The sequence below is a fragment of the Psychroserpens sp. S379A genome, from assembly GCF_049800755.1.
Lineage (GTDB): Bacteria > Bacteroidota > Bacteroidia > Flavobacteriales > Flavobacteriaceae > Psychroserpens.
On the sequence record NZ_JBNAFQ010000004.1, the window covers coordinates 128,301 to 152,453 of the forward strand.

General features: G+C 32.4%; 23 protein-coding genes. 16 read left to right on the top strand and 7 right to left on the bottom strand.

Annotation, left to right across the window (positions count from 1 at the left end):
• Positions 1-11: 11 nt before the first annotated feature.
• Complete coding sequence (locus tag ACP15M_RS11275; RefSeq protein ID WP_425077313.1) at positions 12-776, bottom strand: hypothetical protein; 765 nt, start codon at positions 774-776, stop codon at positions 12-14.
• 145 nt (positions 777-921) lie between these two features.
• Here ACP15M_RS11275 and miaB point away from each other — a divergent pair, with 145 nt between their 5' ends.
• From miaB to ACP15M_RS11320, 9 genes are all read left to right on the top strand, one after another.
• The gene (gene miaB, locus ACP15M_RS11280) at positions 922-2,367 is read left to right on the top strand and encodes a tRNA (N6-isopentenyl adenosine(37)-C2)-methylthiotransferase MiaB (RefSeq protein WP_425077314.1); all 1,446 of its coding nucleotides are present in this window, start codon (positions 922-924) and stop codon (positions 2,365-2,367) included.
• A gap of 3 nt (positions 2,368-2,370) precedes the next feature.
• Positions 2,371-3,639 carry a sigma-54 interaction domain-containing protein gene (locus ACP15M_RS11285; protein WP_425077315.1) on the top strand — a complete coding sequence of 423 codons (1,269 nt, stop codon included), beginning with the start codon at positions 2,371-2,373 and terminating at the stop codon, positions 3,637-3,639.
• A 23-nt stretch (positions 3,640-3,662) separates the two neighbouring features.
• On the top strand, positions 3,663-3,854 hold the full coding sequence (locus ACP15M_RS11290; RefSeq protein ID WP_425077316.1) for a hypothetical protein: 192 nt from the start codon (positions 3,663-3,665) through the stop codon (positions 3,852-3,854).
• A complete protein-coding gene (lptE, locus tag ACP15M_RS11295) occupies positions 3,854-4,363 on the top strand; it encodes an LPS assembly lipoprotein LptE (protein ID WP_425077317.1) in 510 nt (169 codons plus the stop codon). Before ACP15M_RS11290 ends, lptE begins: the two co-directional genes overlap by 1 nt.
• Positions 4,364-4,369: 6 nt before the next feature.
• Positions 4,370-5,320 (top strand): hypothetical protein, encoded by a 951-nt coding sequence (locus ACP15M_RS11300; RefSeq protein ID WP_425077318.1) that lies wholly within the window; start codon positions 4,370-4,372, stop codon positions 5,318-5,320.
• Positions 5,321-5,324: 4 nt separating this feature from the next.
• Complete coding sequence (secG, locus tag ACP15M_RS11305) at positions 5,325-5,684, top strand: preprotein translocase subunit SecG (protein WP_425077319.1); 360 nt, start codon at positions 5,325-5,327, stop codon at positions 5,682-5,684.
• Between the two features lie 149 nt (positions 5,685-5,833).
• The gene (gene groES / locus ACP15M_RS11310; RefSeq protein WP_091423334.1) at positions 5,834-6,109 is read left to right on the top strand and encodes a co-chaperone GroES; all 276 of its coding nucleotides are present in this window, start codon (positions 5,834-5,836) and stop codon (positions 6,107-6,109) included.
• 97 nt (positions 6,110-6,206) lie between these two features.
• Positions 6,207-7,844, top strand: coding sequence for a chaperonin GroEL (gene groL / locus ACP15M_RS11315; RefSeq protein ID WP_425077320.1), 1,638 nt, complete (start codon positions 6,207-6,209; stop codon positions 7,842-7,844).
• Positions 7,845-7,966: 122 nt separating this feature from the next.
• The gene (locus ACP15M_RS11320; protein ID WP_425077321.1) at positions 7,967-10,366 is read left to right on the top strand and encodes a hypothetical protein; all 2,400 of its coding nucleotides are present in this window, start codon (positions 7,967-7,969) and stop codon (positions 10,364-10,366) included.
• A gap of 19 nt (positions 10,367-10,385) precedes the next feature.
• On the opposite strand, the gene ACP15M_RS11325 is transcribed toward ACP15M_RS11320, so the two are convergent.
• The 5 genes from ACP15M_RS11325 to xrtF all read right to left on the bottom strand — a co-directional run bounded on the left by ACP15M_RS11325 (position 10,386) and on the right by xrtF (position 14,539).
• Positions 10,386-10,742, bottom strand: a complete 357-nt coding sequence (locus ACP15M_RS11325; RefSeq protein WP_425077322.1) for a heavy-metal-associated domain-containing protein — start codon at positions 10,740-10,742, stop codon at positions 10,386-10,388.
• An 18-nt stretch (positions 10,743-10,760) separates the two neighbouring features.
• Positions 10,761-13,001, bottom strand: coding sequence for a TonB-dependent receptor (locus ACP15M_RS11330; RefSeq protein WP_425077323.1), 2,241 nt, complete (start codon positions 12,999-13,001; stop codon positions 10,761-10,763).
• Between the two features lie 81 nt (positions 13,002-13,082).
• Positions 13,083-13,496, bottom strand: a complete 414-nt coding sequence (locus ACP15M_RS11335; protein WP_425077324.1) for an HYC_CC_PP family protein — start codon at positions 13,494-13,496, stop codon at positions 13,083-13,085.
• Between the two features lie 70 nt (positions 13,497-13,566).
• Positions 13,567-13,995, bottom strand: a complete 429-nt coding sequence (locus ACP15M_RS11340; protein ID WP_425077325.1) for an exosortase F system-associated membrane protein — start codon at positions 13,993-13,995, stop codon at positions 13,567-13,569.
• Positions 13,988-14,539: an exosortase family protein XrtF gene (gene xrtF, locus ACP15M_RS11345; RefSeq protein WP_425077326.1), complete on the bottom strand. Its 552-nt coding sequence runs from the start codon at positions 14,537-14,539 to the stop codon at positions 13,988-13,990. The genes ACP15M_RS11340 and xrtF overlap by 8 nt, the downstream gene beginning before the upstream one ends.
• Before the next feature lie 87 nt (positions 14,540-14,626).
• Here xrtF and ACP15M_RS11350 point away from each other — a divergent pair, with 87 nt between their 5' ends.
• On the top strand, positions 14,627-15,082 hold the full coding sequence (locus tag ACP15M_RS11350) for a GAF domain-containing protein (RefSeq protein WP_425077327.1): 456 nt from the start codon (positions 14,627-14,629) through the stop codon (positions 15,080-15,082).
• 52 nt (positions 15,083-15,134) lie between these two features.
• On the opposite strand, the gene ACP15M_RS11355 is transcribed toward ACP15M_RS11350, so the two are convergent.
• Positions 15,135-16,382, bottom strand: a complete 1,248-nt coding sequence (locus ACP15M_RS11355; protein WP_425077328.1) for an ABC transporter permease — start codon at positions 16,380-16,382, stop codon at positions 15,135-15,137.
• Between the two features lie 189 nt (positions 16,383-16,571).
• Between ACP15M_RS11355 and purH the strand changes: the two genes are divergently transcribed.
• The 6 genes from purH (at position 16,572) to rodA (ending at position 23,998) form a co-directional block, all read left to right on the top strand.
• Positions 16,572-18,104: a bifunctional phosphoribosylaminoimidazolecarboxamide formyltransferase/IMP cyclohydrolase gene (purH, locus tag ACP15M_RS11360; protein ID WP_425077329.1), complete on the top strand. Its 1,533-nt coding sequence runs from the start codon at positions 16,572-16,574 to the stop codon at positions 18,102-18,104.
• A gap of 314 nt (positions 18,105-18,418) precedes the next feature.
• Positions 18,419-19,447, top strand: coding sequence for a rod shape-determining protein (locus tag ACP15M_RS11365; protein WP_033960946.1), 1,029 nt, complete (start codon positions 18,419-18,421; stop codon positions 19,445-19,447).
• A gap of 19 nt (positions 19,448-19,466) precedes the next feature.
• Positions 19,467-20,294, top strand: a complete 828-nt coding sequence (gene mreC, locus ACP15M_RS11370) for a rod shape-determining protein MreC (RefSeq protein WP_425077330.1) — start codon at positions 19,467-19,469, stop codon at positions 20,292-20,294.
• On the top strand, positions 20,287-20,793 hold the full coding sequence (locus tag ACP15M_RS11375; protein ID WP_425077331.1) for a rod shape-determining protein MreD: 507 nt from the start codon (positions 20,287-20,289) through the stop codon (positions 20,791-20,793). The genes mreC and ACP15M_RS11375 overlap by 8 nt, the downstream gene beginning before the upstream one ends.
• Complete coding sequence (mrdA, locus tag ACP15M_RS11380) at positions 20,790-22,715, top strand: penicillin-binding protein 2 (RefSeq protein ID WP_425077332.1); 1,926 nt, start codon at positions 20,790-20,792, stop codon at positions 22,713-22,715. Before ACP15M_RS11375 ends, mrdA begins: the two co-directional genes overlap by 4 nt.
• Before the next feature lie 2 nt (positions 22,716-22,717).
• Positions 22,718-23,998: a rod shape-determining protein RodA gene (gene rodA / locus ACP15M_RS11385; RefSeq protein ID WP_425077333.1), complete on the top strand. Its 1,281-nt coding sequence runs from the start codon at positions 22,718-22,720 to the stop codon at positions 23,996-23,998.
• The last annotated feature ends 155 nt before the right edge of the window (positions 23,999-24,153 follow it).

Below are 24,153 nucleotides of genomic sequence, written 5' to 3' on the forward strand. Positions count from 1 at the left end.
AAATGGTTGCGTTAAAGTTTAGAATTTTCTTCAATCTCAAAAATTTCAGACTGATCAAAACCAACAACATGTTTATAAATAAAATATAAAGGAACACTAACAAAAGACATTGTAGCAAATATGCCAATAAAACACATTAACATTCCGACGGCTTGAGCTAAAAAACCAGCGACAAACATTAATCCAAAGGTCAAAAACCATTTTTTATTACCCAGTTCAAAACTCAACTTCACTAAACTAGAAACTGTCAAATCTGGATTAAAAGCATAAATCACCACTAACAGATTCATTGGAACAACAACATAAAACACAGGAAGGTAACATAATAGAATAGCTAATAGTGTAATCCCAAAATTTGCAAAAGCTAATGCTATTGTTTTCCCTAAATAAGGTCGCTTTAAAAAATAAAAGTAATCATCCTTTCCTATAATATTCATATCATGCTGAAACATGATTCTAAAAAAAGCTGCTTTCATACCTAAGGTAACAACCATCAAAGTAACTATGAACAACAAATACATTAAAATAATTACTAATAGTAATAATGGAGCAACACCATCCAACATACTAGGATTAGTTTCTCCAAGCACACCAAAAACCATTAGAGGTATATAGATTACAAAAGCAAATGCTATTACAAATGCCATCATTAACAAAACCATCACCAACCCTTGCGACCAAACCTTTTTATAAAGCTCAATACTTTCATTAAAAATTTTACCAAAGTCTAACTGTTTGGCGTTTTGAATTTTATATTGAATTTCTGCTAGTAACATGTATCCGCATTTATTTAGATTATACTTTCAAAGAAACGAATTAATAGTTAGTTTCAAAGAAAATTACACGCTGACACTTTGTCATATCCATTAAAAATATCTTATCTTTGCATGCTTATTGAGTTGGTAACTGCATACTAAATCTATGGAAAAAACAATTGACGAAAGTAAACAAGGAGAATCACTAATTCTCGAAGCCAAAAAAGGGAATAATCGCAAACTTTTTATTGAAAGCTATGGTTGTGCTATGAATTTTAGCGATAGCGAAATTGTTGCTTCTATTCTTTCTGAACAAGGCTTTAATACAACTCAAAGTTTAGAAGAAGCCGATTTGGTTTTAGTGAACACCTGCTCTATTCGCGATAAAGCAGAACAAACCGTTAGAAAACGTTTGGAAAAATACAATGCTGTAAAACGTATCAATCCTAAAATGAAGGTTGGTGTTTTAGGTTGTATGGCTGAACGCTTAAAAACTAAATTTTTAGAAGAAGAAAAAATCGTTGACCTAGTCGTAGGACCAGATGCTTACAAAGATTTACCAAATCTTTTAGCCGAAGTAGACGAAGGTCGTGATGCTATTAACGTTATTCTTTCAAAAGAGGAAACTTATGGCGACATTTCTCCTGTTCGATTAAACAGTAATGGTGTTACCGCTTTTGTGTCTATCACTAGAGGTTGTGATAATATGTGTACATTTTGTGTTGTGCCTTTCACTCGCGGAAGAGAACGAAGTCGAGATCCTCAAAGTATTATTGAAGAAATTAATGATTTATGGAACAAAGGCTTTAAAGAAGTCACACTTTTAGGTCAAAATGTAGATAGTTACTTATGGTATGGTGGAGGACTCAAAAAAGATTTTTCTAAAGCTAGCGATTTGCAAAAAGCGACTGCTGTTGATTTTGCGCAACTATTAGAATTATGTGCAAAAGCACAACCAAAAATGCGTATTCGTTTTTCTACTAGCAATCCACAAGACCTTACTTTAGATGTGATTGAAACGATGGCAAAGTTCAACAACATCTGTAAACACATTCACTTACCTGTTCAAAGTGGCAGTAATCGTATTTTAAAAGAAATGAATCGATTACATACTAGAGAGGAATATTTTGAACTTATCGACAACATAAGACGAATCCTTCCAGAATGTGCAATCAGCCAAGATTTAATTGCTGGTTTCCCAACCGAAACTGAACAAGATCATCAAGACACTTTAAGCTTAATGGATTATGTGAAATATAATTTTGGCTATATGTTTACGTATTCTGAACGTCCAGGAACTATGGCAGAACGTAAAATGGATGATGATGTGCCTGAAGATGTGAAGAAAAGACGATTAGCAGAAATTGTGCAACGCCAACGTGAGCATAGCGAAATAAGAACGAAAGAATATCTCAATACTACTGTAGAAGTCTTAATAGAACGCGAGTCTAAAAAATCTAATAATCAATGGTCTGGAAGAACCTCACAAAATGTTGTTGCTGTTTTCCCAAAAGAACATTACAACATTGGAGATTTAGTAAATGTAGATGTAAAAGATTGTACCAGCGCAACGCTTATAGGTGAAGCAATTGGATATTCAAAAGATAATTAAACTATGGAATCTATTCAAGCTATAAAACAACGATTCAGTATTATTGGCAACAACCCTAAACTCAATCGCGCTATTGAAAAAGCAATTCAGGTTGCTCCTACAGATATTTCGGTATTAGTTACTGGAGAATCTGGTGTTGGTAAAGAAAGTATTCCAAAAATCATACATCAGTTATCTCATCGCAAACACGGCAAATATATTGCAGTAAACTGTGGTGCGATTCCTGAAGGCACAATAGATAGCGAATTATTTGGTCATGAAAAAGGTGCTTTTACTGGAGCCACACAAACGCGTTCTGGTTATTTTGAAGTTGCCGATGGTGGAACCATATTTTTAGATGAAGTTGGAGAATTACCTCTTACAACACAAGTACGCTTATTACGTGTTTTAGAAAATGGTGAATTTATAAAAGTTGGCTCGAGTAAGGTTCAAAAAACTAATGTTCGTATTGTTGCAGCTACCAATGTAAATATGTTTGAAGCGATTAAAAAAGAGAAATTTCGAGAAGACCTGTATTACAGACTAAGCACTATTGAAATTAACATTCCGCCTTTAAGAGAGCGTAAAGATGATATTCATTTGTTATTTAGAAAATTTGCAAGCGACTTTGCCTTGAAATATAAAATGCCTACCATTAAACTTAATGATGCAGCAATCGACATGCTTTTAAAGTTTAGATGGAATGGAAACATTAGACAATTACGCAACGTAGCTGAACAAATTTCGGTATTAGAACAAAATCGAACCATAGATGCTGCTGTTCTTAGAAATTATCTCCCAAACACTTCTACAAATTTACCTGCAGTCATAAATGCTTCAAAATCTGAAACAGATTTTAGTAACGAGCGTGAGATTTTATACAAAGTCCTTTTTGATATGAAAAGTGATTTAAACGATTTGAAAAAGCTCACCATGGAACTTATGAAAAGTGGCAATGCTAACGAAGTTCAAAAAGATAATGAACACTTGATTCAGAAAATCTACGGAAGCAATGACAGCGATTCAACTGAAAATGAATTTCAAAACTTAGAAGTTTTACCTATTGCTGAAAAAACAGATACTCTTGTTGAAACTATTGAAGACAATTCAGAAGACAAATATCATTTTGCTGAAGACATTCAAGAAGAAGAAACCTTATCTTTACACGATAAAGAATTAGAATTAATTAAAAAGTCTCTTGAACGTCACAATGGCAAACGAAAACTAGCTGCTGCAGAATTAGGCATTAGCGAACGTACATTGTATAGAAAAATCAAACAATATGATCTTTAAGACATCTTTTAAAATAAAACTAAATGAAAGCAGTTGAAATATTTAGATTAAGACGCTCGTTTGGACCAAACAGTTCTGAAGCTATTAGAAAAGAAGCTGAAGACTTAATTAATGAAAAACACTATAAAGGCTATCGATTAATCACAACTTCATTTACAATTGAAGCTGGTAAAATTTACGCATTTATAACCATGAAACGCCCAAATACATATTAATGAAGTTAGTTTTTAAATTTATAACTCTTTTTTGCTTAACACTGTTTCTTTCAGGCTGTGGAATTTATTCGTTTACAGGAACTTCAATAGCAAGCAACATTGAAACCTTTCAAGTGAATTATTTTCAAAATACAGCTGCATTAGTAGAGCCTGGAATAGAAAGAGATTTTAAAATTGCTCTTGAAGATTTAATCCAAAATCAAACCAATTTAAGCTTAGTAACCTCAAATGGAGACTTAGTATACGAAGGAGAAATTACCGAATATAGAATTTCACCAACTACAGCCCAAGCCAATAGCACTGCAGCACAAAACAGATTAACCATTAGTGTTAATCTTAGATTTTATGATAAAAATGAACCTGAAGAAGAGTTTGAGCAACGCTTCTCGTTCTTTTATGATTATGAAGGTAGTGCTCAGTTAGTTGGAGCGCAAAAAGATACTGCACATGAAGAAATTTTCGAGCGTCTCACACAAGATATATTTAATGCTACTCTAGCAAAATGGTAATTTGTTTTGAACACACTAGATTTCACATACATCCTTCAAAATCCTCAGAACATTACATCTGATCAAACAGGACAATTGCAAGAATTACTGAGCCAATTTCCGTATGCACAATCAGCAAGAGCATTATACCTTAAAGGCTTAAAAAACAAAGAAAGCTACAAATACAATCAGGAATTAAAAACAACGGCTGCCTACACTACAGACCGAAGCATCTTGTTTGACTATATTACTTCTGAAGCTTTTAATCAAAATGAAATATCACAAATTATTAAACAAAACTCTGAGCATCTTAAAGAAATTGTTGTCATGGAAGCTGATGATATTTCGGTAGATAAAAGTGTTACGATTGACAATGCCTTAAAAGAACACATAAAAAACACAGAAGGCGTTCTAGATCCAGATTTGTTTGAAGAAAAAGTAAAAATAGAAGACGTTGCAAATTTTTTATCACTTCGAGAGTCTACTCCAGAACAAGTGATTTTAGATATTGACGCAAAACATATTGAAAACGCTCCTAAAGATACCTTGCAAATTGGGAAACCTTTAGAATTTGATAAATCTGAAACACATTCATTTTCAGAATGGTTAAAAATTACAAGTTTTAAACCTATCAATCGAGAAGACAACAAAGTCAATCTCGAAGATAACGTTGAAGCATCTGTAGAGAATTCAACTGAGACAATTAGCAGAAAATTTGAGCTTATCGATAAGTTTTTAGAATCCAATCCAAAAATAGTACCTTCAAAGGAGGCTTCAAAAATTGAGATTAAAACCGAAGACTCTGTAAAGCATGATGGCTTAATGACAGAGACTTTAGCTCGAATTTATCTCGAACAAAAAAATTATGAAAAGGCTATTCAATCTTATAAAATTTTAAGTTTGAAATATCCAGAAAAAAGTGGTTTCTTTGCAGACCAAATTAAAGCAGTCAAACAATTACAAGAAAATAATACATAAACTCATGAATACGTTTACTATCTTTTTAATCCTTATCGTATTAGTAGCATTTTTACTAGTCGTTGTAGTTATGGTACAAAACCCAAAAGGAGGAGGATTATCATCGTCGTTTGGAGGTGGTGGCACACAACAATTAGGTGGTGTTAAAAAAACAACCGATTTTTTAGATAAAAGTACTTGGGCTTTAGCAACCTTATTATTAGCATTAATATTAGCATCTAATTTTGCTATTCCTGGAGCTGGTGGTGCTACCGAGTCTAAAGTAATTAATGGAGAAGATACCGAAACTTCAATTCCAGCAACAACTCCTGACACAACCACATCTGAAGACACTGCAACTCCTGCTGATTCAACAGGAAACTAAATAAAATAAACAATCTTAATAAAAAGAGCCAACTGTATAAGTTGGCTCTTTTTATTTCTGCAAGTTTGTCAGTTAAAAAACAGCTGGCACATTTTTAGCTCAACGCTTTAGCGTTAACTTAAATATTTAATTAAAAAACACACATAACAATGAGCTTAAACATTAAACCATTAGCAGACAGAGTTCTTATCGAACCTGTTGAAGCTGAAACCAAAACAGCTTCAGGAATTATTATTCCAGACAACGCCAAAGAAAAACCACAAAAAGGAAAAGTTGTCGCTGTTGGTAAAGGTACAAAAGATGAACCAATGACAGTTAAATCTGGCGACACTGTTCTTTATGGTAAATATGCTGGAACAGAATTAAAGTTAGAAGGTAAAGATTACCTCATCATGCGTGAAAGCGACATATTAGCAATTGTTTAAAATTGCTTAGCTACTAGCCATTTGCTATTAGCTGTTTAAAACTAAATTATAAACTAAAGCTATAGGCTATAAGCCAAAAGCTAAAAACTTAAAAAACATGGCAAAAGATATAAAATTTCATATTGAAGCACGCGACGGATTAAAACGTGGTGTAGATGCGTTAGCTAATGCAGTAAAAGTAACCTTAGGACCAAAAGGTAGAAACGTAATTATTGGTAGAAGCTTTGGTGCTCCTCAAGTGACTAAAGATGGTGTTTCTGTAGCCAAAGAAGTAGAGCTTGAAGACGAGCTTGAAAACATGGGAGCACAAATGGTAAAAGAAGTTGCTAGCAAAACCAACGATTTAGCTGGTGACGGAACAACAACTGCAACTGTTTTAGCTCAAGCTATTGTAAAAGAAGGCTTAAAAAATGTTGCTGCTGGTGCTAATCCAATGGATTTAAAACGTGGTATTGATAAAGCAGTTACAGCTATTACCGAAAACTTAGATAAGCAATCTAAAAAAGTTGGAAACTCTTCTGAAATGATTAAGCAAGTCGCTTCAATTTCAGCTAATAACGATGATACTATTGGCGAATTAATTGCACAAGCTTTTGGAAAAGTTGGAAAAGAAGGTGTCATTACTGTTGAAGAAGCCAAAGGAACAGATACTTATGTAGATGTTGTTGAAGGTATGCAGTTTGATCGAGGTTACCTTTCGCCTTACTTCGTAACAGATTCTGATAAGATGATTGCAGATTTAGAAAATCCATACATCTTATTATTTGACAAGAAAATTTCTAACCTTCAAGAAATTCTTCCAATATTAGAACCAGTAGCACAATCTGGTCGTCCATTATTAATTATCGCTGAAGATGTTGAAGGTCAAGCCTTAGCTACCTTAGTTGTAAATAAATTACGTGGTGGACTTAAAATTGCTGCTGTAAAAGCACCAGGTTTTGGTGACAGAAGAAAAGCAATGCTTGAAGACATTGCTATCTTAACTGGTGGAACTGTAATTTCTGAAGAACGTGGTTTTTCTCTTGAAAACGCTGACTTAGACATGCTAGGAACTGCTGAATCTGTAATGATTGATAAAGACAACACTACCATTGTAAATGGTTCTGGAAAGTCTTCAGAAATTAAAGCTAGAGTTAGCCAAATCAAAGCACAAATTGAAACAACTACAAGCGATTATGATAAAGAAAAACTTCAAGAACGCTTGGCTAAATTAGCAGGAGGCGTTGCTGTATTATACGTTGGTGCTGCTTCTGAAGTTGAAATGAAAGAAAAGAAAGATCGTGTTGATGATGCATTACACGCAACAAGAGCTGCTGTTGAAGAAGGTATTGTTGCTGGTGGTGGAGTTGCCTTAGTTAGAGCAAAATCTGTTCTTGAAAAAATAACTACTGAAAACTTAGATGAAGTTACAGGAATTCAAATCGTTGCTAGAGCAATTGAAGCCCCTTTAAGAACTATTGTTTCTAATGCTGGTGGTGAAGGTTCAGTAGTGATTTCTAAAGTTATGGAAGGCAAAAAAGATTTTGGTTTTGATGCAAAAACTGAAACTTATGTAGATATGCTCAAAGCTGGAATTATCGATCCTAAAAAAGTAACTCGTATTGCTTTAGAAAATGCCGCATCTGTTTCTGGAATGATTCTTACAACCGAATGTGCTTTGGTTGATATTAAAGAAGATGCTCCAGCTGGTGGAGGAATGCCACCAATGGGAGGCGGAATGCCAGGCATGATGTAATTTTAGTATAAACTATAAAAATTAAAAACGCTTCAGTTAATTTTGAAGCGTTTTTTTATTGAATTAATCTAATAGCTTTTTTTATTATTTATTATTTAATATTTTTAGAAAAAAATCTACACATGAAACATTATTTATTCGTTTGTTTTTTATGCGCTACTCTCAACATTTATTCTCAAAGCAAAGAATCTATTCAAAATACATACCAAGCCTATTTCGAATTACCGAGAGAAACCCTTTACACACATCTAAATAAAACAACCTACATTGCTGGTGAAGAAATTTGGTTTAAAACTTATGTTTTTGACAGACATGAAAATCTACCATCAAAAGCAACAACAAATATAAATGTAGGAGTTTATGATGAATCTGGAAAACTCATCAAAAATGATTTATGGCTGGCTCAAAACGGAAGTGCCAATGGGAACTTTTTTATTGATTCTACTTTTACAACTGGAGATTATTATATTAAAACTTCCACTAATTGGATGAGAAATTTTGAAGAAAACGATGCTTATATTCAAAAAATAAAAATCATTGGAAATGACATTAACAAAAACAAATTAGTAGTCAAGAAAAACAATTATGATTTTCAATTTCTACCAGAAGGTGGATATATTATCTATGATTTAAACAATACTTTAGGGTTTAAAATTACTGATTCAAACAATAAAGGCTTAAAAATATCTGGTACAATATATAATGACAATAATCAAGAAATTACAACTTTTAAAAGTAATGATTTTGGTATTGGCAAATGCTCTTTTAAACCTAATATTGACCAATCCTATTTTGCTAAAATCAACTTACCTAATGGTAATGTAATTAGAAAAGATATTATAGACATAAAAACTAATGGTATTGCGTTAAGCGTCACCTCAACAAGAGCTAAAGATGTTTTAGTAAACATATCTACAAATCAATTTACCCATAACTCTATAAAAGAAAAAGTATACACATTGCTTATTCATAAAAATGGAAAATCGAAATCAATGACGTTTTCTTTTAAAACCTCAAAAAACAAATTACTTAGGATACCAAAAAAAGATTTATTTAATGGTATTAATATTTTAACTGTATTTGATGAAAACGAACAAGCATTAATAGAACGCCTTATATTTAATTCAACAAAAAGCGCAGAAGCTTCACCTATATCTATTAATCATATAAAAAAAGAAAACGATTCACTTTATTTATCATTATATAGCCTAGACAAACAAAATAGTAATAAAACCATAAACAACATTAGTATTTCTGTTCTACCACACGCTACTAGTAGTTATAATCCTGATCAAAATATTATTTCTGCAACTCAACTAAAACCTTACATAAAAGGATATATTGAAGATCCTAAATACTATTTCACAAAAGTTAACTATAAGAAACTCTATGAACTAGATTTGTTATTATTAACCCAAGGATGGAGTCGATATAACTGGAATTCTATCTTTAATAATGCACCTAAAGCCATCTTTGAATTTGAAAATGGAGTTACTCTTAGAGGTAAAATTAATGATAGTAAAAAAATCACGACACTGCGCTTGCAAGACCCAAAACTTAAAGGATTTAGTTGGTCCAATATACCTGTTAAAAGTGATAATACTTTTGAAGTAAAAAACTATTACCCTCTTAAAAATGAAACTATACGATTTTCATATTTTGACAAGAATGGTAAATTGACTAAACCATATCTATATGTAAGCTGCATGTTAAATTCGGCTGATCAAAACACCTTAAATCAAGATATGTTGACTAATTACAATCATTTAATTGAATCAACTCTTCCTAAACATATATCATTTGAAAATTTTTTTTACAAGGATAACATAGTGCTAGATGAAGTACTACTTCAAGGTACATCTAAACCGAAAAAAGTTAATGATGCGGCTGGAAAAATTAACAATGTTACTTTTAAAAACAATTATACCCATATTACTCAAGACATTGCTAATAGGTTTCGCACCATTCTAGACTATATAGGAGCAAATGGTTACAATGTAAGTCGTTCAACTCAATTTGGAAATATTCAAATTAGAAGGAACATAGTTTCATCTTTTAATGCAAGTCAATCTCCTGTTGTCTTTTTTGACAATTCTCCTATATCTGATTTTAACTTTTTAACAAGTGTATATACTTCAGATGTTGAAGGTATAATAATAGATAAAAATGGATTTGGAACTGGAATGAATGGCGCAAATGGAGTTATTAGAATCTACTCTAGAAAAACACCTTTAGGAGGTTTTATAAACAAACAAAATCCATTTGCACATGAAAGTAAAGCTGTAGTAGGTTTTACTGAATCAAAAGTATTTTACACACCAAAATATGCCAGTTATAGTGATGATCGCTATAAAAATTATGGAACAGTTGGTTGGTTTCCAAATATAAACTTGGAACACAACAACTCTATCGTGTTAAAAATCCCAAATACAAAAACCCAAAAATTAAACTTTTATATTGAAGGCACTGATAATAAAGGGAATCTTATTTCAGAAGTTAAAACTATAAGTGTAACAAACTAGTTTGTTACACTTATACAATCTAATTTTTATGATCTCGTTGCACGTCTTCATCACGATATTTACAACAAGGATGAACTGAGTCATAAGCCTCATCTGTAGCTTTTAACGCTTTGGTATCATGACCAACAGCAACTATACTTTGCCTAATGGTATCCAAATTTGTTTTGCGTTCATCATAAATGAGTTTTAATTCATGAGTCTCTACATTCCAAATGGCAGACTTCACGCCTTTGGTTCTAATGGCCGCTTTTTCAATACGTTCCTTACACATTAAGCAAACACCATCAACTTCTATAGAGGCTTTAGCATTTTTGTTTTGAGCAAAGGATGGCATTGAAACCAACATCACTGCTATTACTAATAGTACTTTTTTCATTATTATAGATTTTATTATTTATTTTATTTTAAAGCGTAAACCTGCATAATACATGCTTCCAAAAATTGGACCATATACAAATGTAGTATCAAAATTTGAACCAAATGGATCATCTACTCCTAAAATTGGATTATCCTGTCTTACGTTGGTAATGTTCTCTCCTCCAACATATATTTCAAATTTAGGTGAAAATACTTTAGTGACCTGAGCATTTAAAGTTCCTACTATTGGTGATTCTTCAGGTAACCTAAATTCTGAAGAATTAGAACTTGTAGACGCAAAACGTTGCTCACTTAACCAATTGTAAGTTAAATCAAATTTCCATCTAGACTTTACTTCTTCATCTGCATTAGTCGCATACGATGCATTAGCAAAAAAACGATGCTTAGGTGTTAATGGCTTAGATAACATTCCCGTTAAATAATCGGTTTGCACATCGTAATACTTATAAGCAGTTCTAAAATCGAAACCCTTAAAGGCATTGTAATTTACTTCAACTTGAAAACTATTGGCATAACTATCACCTTTTAGGTTATAGAAATTCACTTCTTGAGGGTTTTCCCAATCGACTACGACTTGATTTTTAAAATCGGTTCTATAAAAATCAAATGTGACATCGCCTTTTCTTCCGAAGAGATTAAATCCTTGTAAATACGACACTCCATAATTCCATGCTATTTCTGGATCTAAACCATAGATGCTTCCTTTACTATTTAAAATATTTATAGCTCTAGACGTTGCGAACATATTTTGGTTTTCAGCAAAAATATTAGCACTTCGCTTTCCTCGTCCAATAGAAAATCGCAATGCAGATTTCTCCCAAGGCGTATATCTCATGTGCAATCTTGGTGTAACAAATTCACCAAGTAAATTATGCGTATCAAATCGTAGTCCAGCAGTTAATGTTAGTTTATCTAAATTATCATAAGCGTATTCAAAATAACCTCCAAATGAGCGTTCGCTTCGCTCAAAATTTGTATTGATTGCAAATTCATCATAATGGTCATAGGTGAAGCTCAATCCTGTTTTAATTTTATGTCTAGAATCGCTGATAATAGAATTATAAACTACGCTTGAATATACACTATTATGGTTTATATCATATCGATTCAAGCCATAATATGAGGTTTGATTATGTGTGCTATATGCAAATTGAACACCTACACTTTGCCAAGGCACCTCAGGATTCACATAACCTAATTTTGTTGTGATTTCAAAACGTTCTGTATCGATTTCACTTCCCCAAAAATTAGTTGTGAATTTATCTCTATCTGGATCAAAATCTTCTTGACCAGCTTGTTTAGCATCGTTCAGATAGCGTAGATTAATAAAGCTCACAAGTCCTTTTTCTGCATTGGTATATTGCCATCGATTCATCACATTGATTTGATTGTACAAGGGCATATCTAAAAACCCATCATCATTGACATCATGCTTCTCCTGATGAGTATTACCATGAATGTATACACCTGTACTCCACTTGTCACTTACTTTAGTATTGACATGTGTATTTAACTCCATACGTTGGCTACTTGCCGCATAAAAATTTACAAAAAAGCGATTGTCTTTTGTCGGTTTAACAAGCTCTGCATTAATTTGTCCAGCTATACTTTCAAACCCGTTAGCTACGCTTCCTGCTCCTTTAGTTATTTGAATGCTTTCAACCCAAGTTCCAGGAATAAAACTCAAACCAAATGCTTGAGATGCGCCACGAATTGATGGCACATTTTCGGTCGTTATTAAAATATATTTGCTAGTTAATCCTAGCATTTTAATTTGACGAGTTCCTGTTAAAGCATCAGAGAAATTAACATCAATCGACGGATTGGTTTCAAAACTCTCAGAAAGGTTACAACATGCTGCCTTTAATAATTCGTCACTACTTACTGTAATTACGTTTGCAGCTTTCATATAAGATTTCACTGTTGCTTGTTTTCTCGATGTTATCGTAATTTCATCTAACTCGCTTGTAGATTTTAAGTAATGTTTAATGTATTTTGGTTGTGTAATCGTAAGTGTATCTGTTTTATAACCTACATAACTCACCACCAATTGTTTGTAATTTTTTTGATATGGAATAGAAAACTTTCCATCGATATCAGTTACCGCTCCAAGCGAAGTGTTTAACCAAAATACATTGGCACCAACAACTGGAATAGTTTTATTATCTGATGTAGCTTCTAATATCTCACCTTTTAATTCGTCTTGAGAAAACATAAAAAGTGGAAAAACTAGAAGTAATAAACATATGTTTTTCATTGATTTTATTTAATATATTAGTTATTCATTTTAGCGCAAAACATCATCTTGCACTCTAAATAATTCAGAATAACTTTTATATCAAATCAAAAAAACCTCCTCAAGAATAAGAATCTCTTCAATGAGATCTGGAGGTGAATAATTTTTATGAGGAATAATGAGTTTTGGCAACTCATTTAATGTATTTACATAAGTATATAAATACGATACAACAAACATTTGCTGTTGAGACGTTATACTTTCAATTTTTGAAGGCTTCAATTGATCCTGACCTTCAACAACTTCAGTAACATCCTTACAACAATGCTTTTTTGTAATTTTAGATTGTTCTATTTCAAAGGCTTCCATCTTACATTTTTCAGCCTCAGAAAACACTGCAGTGTCAATTAAAACATCTCCACAAAAATGCTTTTCTACAGTAAAAGATACAGTAGAAAACAGCACTAATAATGCCATTAGCGCAGAAAAAGCTTTATGTAAAATTGCTTTAATCATAAGTTAAATGAAATACAAAGGTATAAAAAAGATAAAATTAAGCACTTAATTTATAAATGCATTAACAATTTTAATGTTTGAGCTTGTAATAGTAAAATGCTGGCAACAAGAGGATCAGTAATATAGGCTGAATTAGAAATCGTCTAAAATTAAAAAACAAATAATAATCTTCTTGTCTAGGATGAATTACGAAATACAAAAACAATCCTATAAGGATAACATAAGCAATAGTATAAACAATACTGGAGAATTTTACAATAGATTTATCTTTAAAAAACAAAAATATAATGCCAAGTGATATGATCGAATTTAAAACATAACGCAAGGTTGTAAATAACGTCAATTTAAAAACTTCTCGTCTAGGAGAGTCGATATGTAAATAATCACTTTTAAAAAACAACAGATAAGGATCATAAAACAATTCATCTTCAAAAACCCGAATTAAAACCAGCAGACTGAACAATATAAAAAGCAATATGAATGTTAAAAGCTTATTCATTCTTTGGATTCAATTTAGAATAACGATTTACCCAAAACATCCATAACAAAAACACCATTCCATAGATAATTAAAGGAAAAATAACTGTATGCAGTTCTTCTCGTCGCCATGGATAATTATAAAGTCCGATAGATAGAATAACGATGCGTAACAGGTTTACAACATAAATAATCACACTACCTGAAAGCATATAAACAAATGTAGATTTAAAACGACCTGCAAAAGCTGCAATAAACGAGACAAACAAAATAATCACACTAATCGAATTACATCCTTCTACTACTCTAGCCACAAATTTATTGTTGATAATAAGTTTCATTGATGGCTCATTTGGATGCGCTACAATTGCTGCATCATACCCTAAAGTTTCTAATAGCAAATGGCTTTGTTTAGCTACTAAATTTGTAAAAAAATCTGGATAATATTTAGAACCATTAGAAAAGTCTAAATAAAATTTATAGGTTAAAGTCAATACAAAGTATACTGAAAGAAAGGTTAAAATAAATTTTATAACAGATTTGTATTTAAGAAAAAGTGCTTTCAAATAGATTCAATTTTATTCAGTTAAAATTATACAAAATGCATATAGAAATATCACTTTTTAAATACTTTTACAAAAAATTTAATAACAATGATTTTTGAAGCCCTAAAACCTCAAGTAGAAACCATTATTACTAATGATACTAAAACAACAAACGAACGCCTTTTAGATGTTTGTAAACTTCTTGAAAAACAAGTATCGTATTACAATTGGGTAGGTTTTTATTTTAAAAACGGAAACAAAAACGAATTAAAACTCGGACCTTATGTTGGTGAACCAACAGATCACACTATAATTCCATTTGGGAAAGGAATTTGCGGACAAGTTGCTGTTTCAAATGAAAATTTTGTAGTACCAGATGTATCAGCTCAAGACAACTACATTGCTTGTAGCATAACTGTTAAAGCTGAAATAGTCATTCCTATTTTTGTAAATGGAGAAAATATTGGTCAGATAGATATTGACTCAAACACAGCAAATCCGTTTACTGAAGCAGACGAACGCTTTTTAGAGTTTGTTTGCCAAAAAGTAGCTAAGCTCCTATAATTTCACACACATAGCAGTCCTCAGCTTTCAACTTTCAACTTTTAACTAAAGTCTACATTCCTGTTCTTATCGCTTCAACAGGATCTAATTTTGAAGCAGAAATAGCTGGAATCACACCAGATATCAATCCGATAAAGGTTGATAAAGCAAACCCTAAGAAAATATTATAGAACGATAAGACAAACTCAAAATCTAGAGCTGCAGTTGCTGCTAAAGCAATGATAGCAACTAATATAATTCCAATAATTCCGCCAAGCACAGATAAGATTATAGATTCAAATAAAAATTGAAATAGAATAAAACGATTTTTAGCACCTAAAGATTTTTGTATGCCGATAAGGTTGGTACGTTCTTTAACACTTACAAACATAATATTTGCAATTCCGAAGCCTCCAACTAACAATGAAAATGCACTAATTACCCAACCTACACCATTCATAAAACTAATAATTCCGTCTACAAAATCGGTTAAACCAGATAATTTATTAACAAAGAAATTGTCAGGCTCATCGGCTTTTAAACCTCTGTAAGCTCTATATTTTTGTTTTAAAACCGATTCAAATGCACCAACATCAACACCTTTTTTGGGTTTAATAATTACTGCTCCTGGCAATCCATCTGCTCCTCCATTATTAAAACGTCTCACAAAATTTGCTGGCACATAAGCCCTTTCGTCTGGTGAGTCTCCAAAACCCGTTCCCATTTTTTTAAGCACACCAATTACAGTTAATTTTCGCCCAAAAGCACGAATTGTTTTTCCTATTGGATTCAAATTATCAAACAAATTACTTGCTGTAGCGCTTCCTAAAACAATGACTGGAGCTCCAGAATTTGATTCAGATTCAGTATAAAAACGTCCTGTTTCTACCTTCAAGTTTTCAATATCATATATACCATTCGACACAGCAGTAACATTTACACCTGAAACCGTTTTACCTTCATACCTTAAATTTTCTGAACCTCCAAAAATAACATAAGCTATAGCTTCAATATTTGAAATATTACGTTGTATAAATTCAAAATCGTCGTGCTCAACTTGAGGAAAATTATCACGTTGCCATCTAGGAACATCGGTTGGTCCAAACGAAAACTTAGTAAGATAAATGGTGTTTTTATCAAGACCACTTAATTGATCCTTAATGCTTCTATCTAACGAATCTACTGCTGCAAGCACTGCTATAATTGAAAAAATACCAATAGTAATTCCTAAAAGCGATAAGACCGTTCGCAGTTTATTATTTCGCAATGCATTAATAGCAAACGAAAAACTTTCTTTAAACAATCTTAAATATACAAGCATTAATTTGGTTTTAAATTCAAGAATTTTAGTAGAATTATAAAGGTAGGACGTTTTCAACAATTTATTGTTACAAAAAACTTAAATAAACTCTATTTTTCACTGATAATAACTCTTGATATTATGTATTTTTGGGCTTTAATTTTTACAACACAGTTTCTTAATTAGAAACCTATCTACAACAACACAACAATGAGTAACAACAAAGCAATTAAATCTGCATTAATTTCAGTTTTTAGTAAAGAAGGTTTAGAGCCTATCGTAAAAGAACTTGACGCGCAAAACGTCACCATTTATTCTACAGGTGGTACCGAAAAATTCATTAAAGATCTTGGTATAAATGTTATACCAGTTGAAGATGTCACATCATATCCTTCAATTCTTGGAGGTCGAGTAAAAACCTTACATCCTAAAGTTTTTGGAGGCATTTTAAATCGTCAAAATAACGAAAGTGATGTGGCAGAATTGGTTGATTTTGACATTCCGCAAATTGACTTAGTCATTGTGGATTTGTATCCTTTTGAAAAAACAGTAGCTTCTGGAGCTTCTAATCAAGATATTATTGAAAAAATTGATATTGGAGGTATTTCTCTAATTAGAGCTGCAGCAAAAAATTATGCTGATGTAGTTTGTGTATCTTCGGTTGAAGATTATTCAGAATTCTTAGAATTATTGCAATCTAAAAATGGAGACACCTCTGAAGCTGATAGAAAACGTTTTGCTGCTAAAGCGTTTAATGTGTCTTCGCATTACGATTCGGCTATTTTTAATTACTTTAATGCCAATCATGAGATTACATCTTTAAAAATTAGCGAAACTAAGGGTCAGGTGTTACGTTATGGCGAAAATCCTCATCAACGCGGATTTTTCTTCGGAAATTTTGATGACTTATTTACTAAACTCCACGGAAAAGAATTAAGTTACAACAACTTGCTCGATGTAGATGCTGCTGTAAATTTAATGAATGAGTTTAAAGATGAAGCTCCTACTTTTGCAATTTTGAAACACAACAATGCTTGCGGATTTGCACAACGTGACACGATCCATCAAGCTTATATTGATGCGTTAGCTGGTGATCCAGTATCGGCATTTGGTGGCATTTTAATAGCCAACACTGAAATTGATAAAACAACAGCTGAAGAAATTCATTCGTTATTTTGTGAAGTCGTGATTGCACCTTCATTCTCTGAAGAGGCTTTAGACATTTTAAAAGGAAAGAAAAATAGAATTTTACTTGTTTTACATGATGTAGACTTCCCACAAACAACTGTAAGAACTTGCTTAAATGGTATTTTGGTTCAAGATAAAGACAATAAAACGGATCGTCTTTCAGATTTGACAAACGCTACAAATAGTAAACCTAGCGAAAGTGAGTTAGAAGATTTAATATTTGCTTCAAAAATTTGCAAACACACCAAATCAAATACAATTGTTTTAGCAAAGAACAAACAACTTTGCGCAAGTGGAACAGGTCAAACAAGTCGTGTAGATGCACTTAATCAAGCCATTCATAAAGCGAAATCATTCAATTTTGATTTAAAAGGTGCAGTAATGGCTAGCGATGCATTTTTTCCGTTTCCAGATTGTGTAGAAATTGCAGATAACGCTGGAATTACTGCTGTAATACAACCAGGTGGTTCTATTAAAGATCAATTAACCATAGATTATTGTAACGAAAACAATGTGGCAATGGTTATGACAGGAACACGTCATTTTAAACATTAGAAAAGATGTTTTAAAAATGTCTTTTTGATAAAATTGAAGAATCTCATATACGTTTAAAATGCCGTTGACATTTTTCGACTGCACTCAAAAGGCAGCAAAAACACTTTTATAACTATGTATAAAGGATTGAAAAAAAATCTTTCAATCTCAAACATCCAAAAGTAAAAAGCTTACGTTTAACTATAAAATGATAAACACTTAGCTTTCATATAAATTGAAATAAAAATAAAACGTAAATATTTAGTAAGTTTTACTACATTTACAAAAGACCAATAACTGAATACAATAACGCCCTTATAATATTAAAATAACACATGGGATTTTTTGATTTCTTAACCGAAGAAATAGCCATAGATTTAGGAACTGCGAATACGCTTATTATTCATAACGACAAAGTGGTGGTTGATAGTCCATCGATTGTTGCCAGAGATAGAATTTCAGGAAAAATTATTGCTGTTGGAAAAGAAGCCAACATGATGCAAGGAAAAACGCACGAAAACATAAAAACGATTAGACCATTAAAAGATGGTGTAATTGCCGATTTTGATGCATCTGAGCAAATGATAAGCATGTTCATTAAAAACATTCCTGCGTTAAAAAAGAAATTATTTACACCTGCTTTACGTATGGTGGTTTGTATTCCTTCAGGAATTACTGAAGTAGAAATGCGAGCAGTAAAAGAATCTTGTGAGCGTGTCAATGGCAAAGAAGTATATCTTATTCATGAACCAATGGCTGCAGCCATTGGTATTGGCATTGACATTATGCAACCAAAAGGAAACATGATTGTAGATATTGGAGGTGGAACCACAGAAATTGCAGTCATTGCACTTGGTGGAATTGTTTGCGACAAATCGGTTAAAGTTGCAGGTGATGTGTTTACCAATGATATTATTTATTACATGCGAACACAACATAACCTTTATGTTGGTGATCGTACTGCTGAAAAAATTAAAATTCAAATTGGTGCAGCTACTGAAGATTTAGACCTTCCACCAGAAGAAATGAGTGTTCAAGGTCGTGATTTGTTAACTGGAAAACCAAAGCAAGTACAAATCTCCTATCGTGAGATTGCAAAAGCGCTAGACAAATCGATTTTAAGAATTGAAGATTCTGTGATGGAAACTTTATCACAAACACCTCCAGAATTAGCAGCAGATATATACAATACTGGAATTTACCTTGCAGGTGGTGGATCGATGTTACGTGGACTAGACAAACGTTTATCTCAAAAAACAGATCTACCTGTTTATATTGCTGAAGACCCTTTAAGAGCTGTTGTTCGAGGAACAGGAATTACACTGAAGAACTTACCTAAATTTAAAAGTGTATTGATTAAATAACTGAGAATACCTACTTAACATGCAACAGATTATAAACTTTGTCATTAGAAACAAAACTTCCCTTTTGTTTCTGCTGTTGTTTTCTGTTTCTATTGCGCTAACGATTCAATCGCATTCGTACCATAAAAGTAAGTTTATCAATTCGGCTAATTTCTTTACTGGTGGCATTTATGAAAGTGCAAGTTCTGTTTCAAACTACTTCGATTTAAAAACACAAAACGAGATTCTTGTTGAAGAAAACAAAATCTTACGCTCTCAAATTTTAAATGGTACAGATTCAATTATTAGTGAAAGTTCAAGGATAGACACGACTACTTTTAATGGTCGATACAAGGTTACAACAGCTAAAATCATTAATAATAATTATACATCTTCAAAAAACTATTTAACCATAAATAAAGGAGAAAAACATGGACTTAGAGAAGATTTGGCAGTTATTACATCACAAGGTATCGTTGGTATCATTGATAATACATCTAATGGATATGCCAGAGTGCTTTCCATTTTAAATACAAAGAGTCAAATCAATGCACAACTACAATCTTCTAATCATATTGGCTCTTTAGTTTGGGATGCAAAATCTGCGTCTGTAATTCAACTCACAGACATTTCAAAATTTGCACCTATCAAACAAGGAGATACTATTGTAACAGGTGGACAATCTTCTATTTTTCCGCAAGGAATTCCTATTGGAACAGTTGAAGATTTCGTAATAGATATTGGAGGAGACACTTATACAGTTAATATTAAGCCTTTTAATGACATGACGACTCTCTCTCATGTGTATATTATTGAAAATTTAGATGCTGAAGAAATAAAACAACTAGAAAACCCAATCAATGAATAGCTTAAATATCAATAGCATCATTAGGTTTGTAGTGCTCATTTTAGCACAGGCTTTGATATTTAACCATATCAACTTTATAGGTTCAGTAAATCCCTATCCATATATTCTTTTCGTACTTTTATTTCCAATCAACAACAATCGCGTATTGTTTATTTTCTTAAGTTTTATGTTAGGATTGTTTGTAGATATATTCTCAGATTCTGGAGGTGTGCATGCAGCTGCGTGTGTAGCTATTGCTTTTGCAAGACCTCCAATTTTAAAATTTGCTTTCGGAATGGTTTACGAACATCAAAACATTAAGTTTAGCAATACTGAATTTGGTAATAGAATGATTTACTTTCTAATCTTAATCATTCTCCATCATCTCATCTTATTTTCATTAGAAATTTTTAACATCTCTAACATACTTTTAATTCTGAAAAAGACGTTATTTTCTAGTGTATTTACCTTGATACTTTGTATATTAATTTCTGTACTTTTTAGTCGAAAACAACGATGAGAAAACTTCTACTCTTATTAACTGTAATCTTAGTAGGACTCTTATTTATTGCACGTTTGTTTTATTTACAAGTGTACAATAAAGAAGCTTACAGCTTGTATGAAGATAATGCCATTAGAAAGGAATATCATTATCCTAAACGAGGCTATGTTTATGATAGAAACGGAAAACTTTTAGTTGCCAATCAACCATCTTACGATGTGATGGTCATTCCTAGAGAAGTTGAACCTTTAGACACTTTAGAATTTTGCAGATTACTTAAAATTACAAAAGAAGATTTTAAGAGAATTTACAGTAAAGCGTACCATTATTCGCCTCGTTTACCTTCTGTTTTTGTACCACAACTTTCCAAAAAAGACTATGCTGTACTTCAGGAAAAAATGAGAAAATTTGACGGATTCTACATTCAAAAACGTTCCCTTAGAGATTACCAAACTTCAATAGGAGCTAATGTTTTAGGTGATATTGGCGAAGTAAATCGACGAAATATTGAAAAAGATCAATATTACAAAATGGGTGATTTAATAGGCAAACAAGGTGTTGAACTATCTTACGAAAAGGTTTTACGTGGTGTAAAAGGCATTAAATTTATTCAAAAAGACAGGTTCAACAAAAATATTGGTCCTTATAAAGAAGGTAAATTTGACACCTTACCACAACCAGGAAAAGATATCACCATCACAATTGATTCTGAACTACAAAAATATGGCGAACTACTAATGACCAACAAACGTGGTGGTATTGTCGCCATTGAACCAAGTAGTGGAGAAATTCTAACTATGGTTACTGGTCCAAGTTATAACCCAAACATCCTTGTTGGTCGAGAACGCTCAAAAAACTACAATAAACTACACTTCGATTCTATTGCAAAACCTTTATTTGACAGAGGTCTTCTTGCTCAATATCCTCCTGGCTCTCCTTTTAAAGTAATAAACGCACTTATTGCTTTGCAAGAAGGTGTGGTTGACACTAAAGACAGAGTGAGTTGCAGAATGGGTTATAAATATGGTAATCGAAAAATGGGATGTCACCATCATAAAAGCCCAGTTAACATGAATGATGGCATTGCACAATCCTGTAATGCTTATTTTGCATCTATCTATCGAAAAATTATAGACAAATATGATGATCCTGGCGATGCGATGAATAATTGGGCTAAACACGCTAAGAGCTTTGGATTAGGCGATTTTCTTAATAATGATCTTTCGGTTGGACGACCAGGACGAATTCCTGATGGTGATTATTACGATCGTGCTTATGGTGACAATCGTTGGGGTTCTACGTTTAACATCTCTAATGCTATTGGACAAGGTGAGGTTGAAGCCACTCCTATTCAACTAGCAAACATGGCAGCTGCTATAGGAAATCGAGGTTATTATTACACACCACATATTATAAAAGCTATTGAAAATGATACCATTCCAAGTAAATACACAACACCAAAACAGACAACAATAGACAAACGTCACTTTGAACCTGTGATTGAAGGTATGTTTGATGTTTACAATAAAGGAACTGCTACATCCATAAGAATTCCAGGTATTGACATTTGTGGAAAAACTGGTACTGCCGAAAATTTTGTAGAAATTGACAGCGTAAAAACACAACTAACCGATCATTCTATTTTTGTAGCCTTTGCTCCTAAAGACAATCCTAAAATAGCCATAGCTGTATTTGTAGAAAATGGATATTGGGGAAGTCGCTTTGCCGGTCGCATGGCAAGTTTAATGATTGAAAAATACATTAAAGGAAAAGTAACAAGAACAGATTTAGAAGACTGGATTTTAACTCATAGTCTTGAAAATGAATATGCCAAACCTTACTCTGGCAAACCTTTTAAAATTAATGGTGAAACTTCATTTCAAGTCGTCGAAAAAGTCATTGCTCCTCAAGACAAATATTCTAATCAACCAAACCAATAACAATGAATAGAGAGCATCATAGAGGTTTTAAATTTGATTGGATCATCATTATTTTGTTTTTACTATTAGTAGGCTTTGGATGGTTAAACATTATGTCTGCATCTCATATTGGTAATATTGAAAGCTATTTTGACATGAATCAGCTTTATGGAAAGCAATTAGTATTTATCGGACTATCATTTGTATTGATTGTATTAATCCTTTCGATTGAAGCCAAATTTTATGAACGCTTTGCGAGTATCATATATATTGTCGCCATGTTAGCACTTGTTGGGTTATTTATCTTCGGAAAAGATGTCAATGGCGCAAGATCTTGGTACGGAATAGGTAGTATGACCATACAGCCTAGTGAGTTTGCCAAATTTGCTACTGCTTTAGCTGTTGCTAAATACATGAGCGATTTACAAACAGACATGAACACCTTAAGGGATCAATTACGAGCTGTTGCTATTATTGTAGTTCCTGCGCTATTAATTTTATTACAAAATGATGCTGGAAGTACCTTAGTATATGCTTCTTTCTTTTTTGTATTTTATCGAGAAGGCCTTCAACAAATCTATTTAGCTATTGCTTTTTCGGGTATTATATTAGCAGTCTTAGCTTTAAAATTTGGTCTTATAATTACTGCAATTATTACTGCTGTAATTATTTTTGGAATCTATTTCTTCCGAAGAAAAAAACGAGCAACAATTATACAATCTGTAGTTATTCTTGGCATCTGCATTGTATTTTCTTCTGGTGTGAAATTATTTTATAATCACGTTTTAAAACCTCATCAGCAAAACAGAATAAGTCTTTGGTTGCGACTTGAAAAAGATCCAGTTAAGCTAGAGCAAATGAAAAAAGAAGAAGCTTATAACCTTATTCAATCTGAAAAAGCAATTAGTTCTGGAGGATTTTCTGGTAAAGGCTTTCTAGAAGGCACACGAACTACTGGAAAATTTGTTCCAGAACAAGAAACCGATTATATTTTTAGTACAGTTGGCGAAGAATGGGGATTTTTAGGCAGTTCTTTTGTCGTCATTCTCTTTGTAGCGCTTATTATTAGAATATTGTATTTGGCCGAATCTCAAAAATCTCAATTTAGTCGGGTTTATGGTTATGCAGTGGCTTCCATATTATTCATTCATTTTACGATAAACACAGGAATGGTTATGGGATTAATACCAACGGTTGGTATTCCGCTTCCATTTTTCAGTTATGGAGGTTCAGGACTTTGGGGTTTTACCATCTTGCTTTTCATATTTGTGAAGCTTGATAGTAATAAAATAAATGAATGGTAATGATCATTTTGTCATTTCGAGTTAAGCCGAGAAATCTATACTTTATAAAGAAATTCTTCAGTCGTTACACGCCTTCTGAATAACAACAATTTAATCTCATTTATCATTTTTGTTTTGAACACTAGATATAATAAACTAGTGTCATTTCGAGCATT